3 protein-coding genes and 2 tRNA genes are annotated in these 3521 nt (G+C 73.9%); 3 read left to right on the forward strand and 2 right to left on the reverse strand.

Translation table 11 applies throughout. The features are described 5' to 3' along the window. Positions 1–340 precede the first annotated feature (340 nt). Positions 341–422: transfer RNA gene (locus ACFWH7_RS17195), tRNA-Leu, on the reverse strand. Between the two features lie 95 nt (positions 423–517). Beyond that, positions 518–994, reverse strand: a complete 477-nt coding sequence (bcp, locus tag ACFWH7_RS17200) for a thioredoxin-dependent thiol peroxidase (protein WP_378218228.1) — start codon at positions 992–994, stop codon at positions 518–520. 170 nt (positions 995–1164) lie between these two features. Here bcp and ACFWH7_RS17205 point away from each other — a divergent pair, with 170 nt between their 5' ends. The 3 genes from ACFWH7_RS17205 to ACFWH7_RS17215 form a co-directional block, all read left to right on the forward strand. Continuing rightward, on the forward strand, positions 1165–1461 hold the full coding sequence (locus ACFWH7_RS17205) for a GroES family chaperonin (protein ID WP_378218235.1): 297 nt from the start codon (positions 1165–1167) through the stop codon (positions 1459–1461). A gap of 115 nt (positions 1462–1576) precedes the next feature. Next, positions 1577–1649: transfer RNA gene (locus ACFWH7_RS17210), tRNA-Lys, on the forward strand. Between the two features lie 275 nt (positions 1650–1924). Then, positions 1925–3521, forward strand: a 1597-nt coding sequence (locus tag ACFWH7_RS17215) for a hypothetical protein (RefSeq protein ID WP_378218231.1), incomplete at its 3' end; no start/stop codon positions are given.

Consider the following 3521-nt stretch of genomic DNA (forward strand, 5'->3'; position numbering starts at 1 on the left):
GTCGACGCCGTGCGGACGGTCGACGGCATCGACCCCGAGCGCGTCGCCCTGTCCGGCGTGAGCCAGGGCGGCGGCCAGACGAAACCCCTCGCCCCCCCGGCCCCCGGCCGCGTCCCCCCCCCCGCCGAACCCCACCGCCCGGCCACGGCGGGGGGCGGGGCCGTTCGCGTCTCGGTCAGAGGCCGTCGTGCGCGCGCAGGATGCGCCTCGACGGAAGAAGCCGGTGCCCGCACCGGCAGGGGGCAATGGTGCGGACACCGGCTCTGGACTCAGGCTAGCCATCCAACTGGACGGGCGTCCAGTTGTAGGCCGGGTGAAAGCTCCCGTGGGGGGCGGACGGTGCGCGAGGCGGGACTCGAACCCGCACGTCCGAGGACACCAGGACCTAAACCTGGCGCGGCTGCCAGTTACGCCACTCGCGCGCGGAGGTCAGTCTACGGCGCGAGCGCCGCGCCCCGGTCGGGCGCTGCGTCCGGCGACGCAGCGCCGCGGGGGACGCAGCGCTCGGCCGCGGCGGCTACTTCGGGTCGATCCCCAGGTCCCGGCGCAGCTTGGCCACGTGGCCCGTCGCCTTGACGTTGTACTGCGCGAGCTCGACCTTGCCCTCCGGGTCGACGACGACCGTCGAGCGGATGACGCCCACGACCGTCTTGCCGTAGAGCTTCTTCTCGCCCCACGCGCCGTAGGCCTCGAGGACCGTCTTGTCGACGTCGGAGACGAGCGGGAACGTGAGGTGCTCGGCCTCGACGAAGGCCGCGATCTTGTCCACGGGGTCGGGGGAGACGCCGACGACCGAGTACCCGGCGCCCTGGAGCGAGGCGAGGCTGTCACGGAAGTCGCACGCCTCGGTCGTGCAGCCGGGAGTGCCGGCGGCCGGGTAGAAGTACACGACGACGTGCTTGCCGCGCAGGTCGGAGAGCGTGACGGCGCTGCCGTCGGCGGCGGGCAGGGTGAAGTCGGGAGCGGTGTCGCCGACGGTGAGGCGCGTGGACATGGATCTCCTTCGGTCCGGCCAGGGTGTGGGTTCGAGCGTAGGTGAGGTGTCGTGGCACCGGTAGCGTTGTGGCTGTGAGCAAGACGACGTCCGCGACCCCTTCGACTCCCTCGATCTCCTCGACCCGTCCGTCCTCGGCCCGGCCGGCGGCGCGTGACCTGCCGATCCGGATGCTGCACGACCGGCTCCTCGTCGACCCGGAGGTCGACGCGAGCGAGCGGCAGAGCTCGGCGGGCCTCGTCATCCCCGCGACGGCGGTCGGCCCCAAGCGCCTGGCGTGGGCCGTCGTCGTCGCCGCTGGTGAGCACGTGCGCCAGGTGGCGGTGGGCGACCGCGTCCTGTTCGACCCGGACGACCGCGCGGAGGTCGAGCTCGGGGGACGGGACCTCGTGCTGCTGCGCGAGCGTGACGTGCACGCGGTCTCCCAGGAGCTCGAGGAGGGCGGCCCGACCGGCCTGTACCTCTGAACCGTGCCGCGGGTCCGCCGTCGGGCGGGGCGCCGGGCGCTGTCGCCGACGTCACACGGGAGCGGGCGGAACGGATTTTCCCGGCGCGCCCACGGCTGCTAGTGTTTTCTCTCGCGCGCCATTAGCTCAATTGGCAGAGCAGCTGACTCTTAATCAGCGGGTTCGGGGTTCGAGTCCCTGATGGCGCACCCTTCCTGACCAGGCCGTCCACCCTCCGGGTGGGCGGCCTGCGTCGTCCCGGCCTGCCGAGCCCGTGCCGCCGTCGTCGCGCCGCTCCGACCGGGCGTCCTGTCGTCCGCCCCGTCACCGTGCCGGGCACCGGACCGTCTCCCGGCGTTCGGACCGCGTTCGTCCCGTCTCGTCCGGGAGTTCACCCGTGCCCGGAATGGTCCGGTACGGGTGCGCCCGCCGCGGACGTCGGACCGGCCGTGCCCTCGCCTGTCGACGACGAAAGGACACACCGATGCGCACGCCCGTGCACACGCCCCGGATCCGGAGAAGACGCCGAGGCCTCGCCGCCGTGGTCGGCGCGAGCCTCGCGGTGGGGACCGCGCTGCCCGTGACGGCGGCCGTGGCCGCCGACCGGGCGCCGACGCAGCGCGCCGCCGCGGCGGCCGAGGAGCCGAGCGGGACGCCGGTGCTCCACCCCACTCCCGGGACGTACCTGGACGGCACGGTGACCGTCACGGCGCAGCCCGTCCTGGCCGGCGACCCCGTCCGCGAGCTGGCCGTCGACGGCGAGCCCCTCGCGGGCGCCTCCGCGGTCCCCGCCACGTCGCGTCTCCTGTTCGACGTGGGCAGCAACTCGATCGAGAAGCGCTACGGCAGCTACGTGCTCGTCAACGGCACGCGACTCGACCTCGACCGCGACATGGTCTCCGAGCGCGTGGCGCTCGACGTGCCGAACGACCTGCTCGTCCAGGGCGAGAACGCGGTGCGGTTCGTCGTGGGCGCCGTCCCCACGTCGTGCGGCTCGAACTACGACGACTTCGACCTCACCGACGTCTCGCTCGAGCTGCTCGGCGAGGTCGCCGACGGCTCGGGCAACCGTTTCACCTACCAGTTCGGCGACGGCTCGTGCGGGACGAACTCGTCCCGCGTCCTGACGGCCGACCTGACGTTCGCCGTCACGCAGGACCCGGCTGCGACGACCGGCCTCGCGGCGGAGCTCGACACGACGACCCTCGAGAACGGCGCGCACACCCTCACCGCGACGACCGCGTCGGGCCTGTCCGCGACGAGCGGCGTGACCGTGAACAACTCCGCGCCCGGCGCACCGGCCCTGACCCCGGCGGACGGCGAGCTCCTCAACGGCACGCGGACCGTGCTCGCGACCCCGCCCGTCGGCGGCGACGCCCCGACGGGGATCGAGGTCGACGGCGCGCCGCTCACCACGACCACGACGCTCGGCGCCGGCTCGTCGCAGTTCGTCTTCACCGTCGGCTCGAACTCGATCGAGGCCCGCTACACCAACCACCTGCTCGTCAACGGCCAGCGCATCGACCTCGTCGACCGCGACTACGTGAGCGAGACGGTGCGCGTCGACGTGCCCAACGCGTACCTGGCCGCCGGGCGCAACACCGTCCGGTTCGTCACGGGCACCTACCCGACCTCGTGCGGGGACAACCGCGACGACTTCGCGATCTCGGGCATCGGCCTCGTGCCGAGCCACGGCACCGCGACCCCGGTCGACGTCGCGTCGTCGTACTCGCTCGGCGACGGCGACTGCGGCTCGAGCACGACCAAGCCGCGCGAGGCCGTCCTCACGTTCGACGTCGTCCCCGCCGCCGACGCCCCCGCGCCCGGCCTGCGTGCGGAGCTCGACACCGCCGCCCTCGCCGACGGCGAGCACGAGCTGACCTCCTCGACCGCGGCGGGTGCCGCGGCCCGCCGCACGGTCACGACCGACAACACCGGGCCTGCCGTCGCGTCGAGCACGCCCGCCGCCGGGGCCGAGCTCGCCACGGCGACGAGCCTCGCCGTCGAGCTCACGGACGCCTCGGGCGTGCTGGAGGGCGCGGCCGTCACGCTCGACGGCGAGGACGTCCTGGACCGGGGGC

This window comes from Cellulosimicrobium cellulans (assembly GCF_042723955.1).
Lineage (GTDB): Bacteria > Actinomycetota > Actinomycetes > Actinomycetales > Cellulomonadaceae > Cellulosimicrobium > Cellulosimicrobium cellulans_H.

What these genes read in the sequence shown, in the direction of transcription:
- bcp (WP_378218228.1), bottom strand. Translation starts at nt 994, where the DNA reads ATGTCCACGCGCCTCACCGTCGGCGACACCGCTCCCGACTTCACCCTG.
- ACFWH7_RS17205 (WP_378218235.1), top strand. Translation starts at nt 1,165, where the DNA reads ATGCTGCACGACCGGCTCCTCGTCGACCCGGAGGTCGACGCGAGCGAG.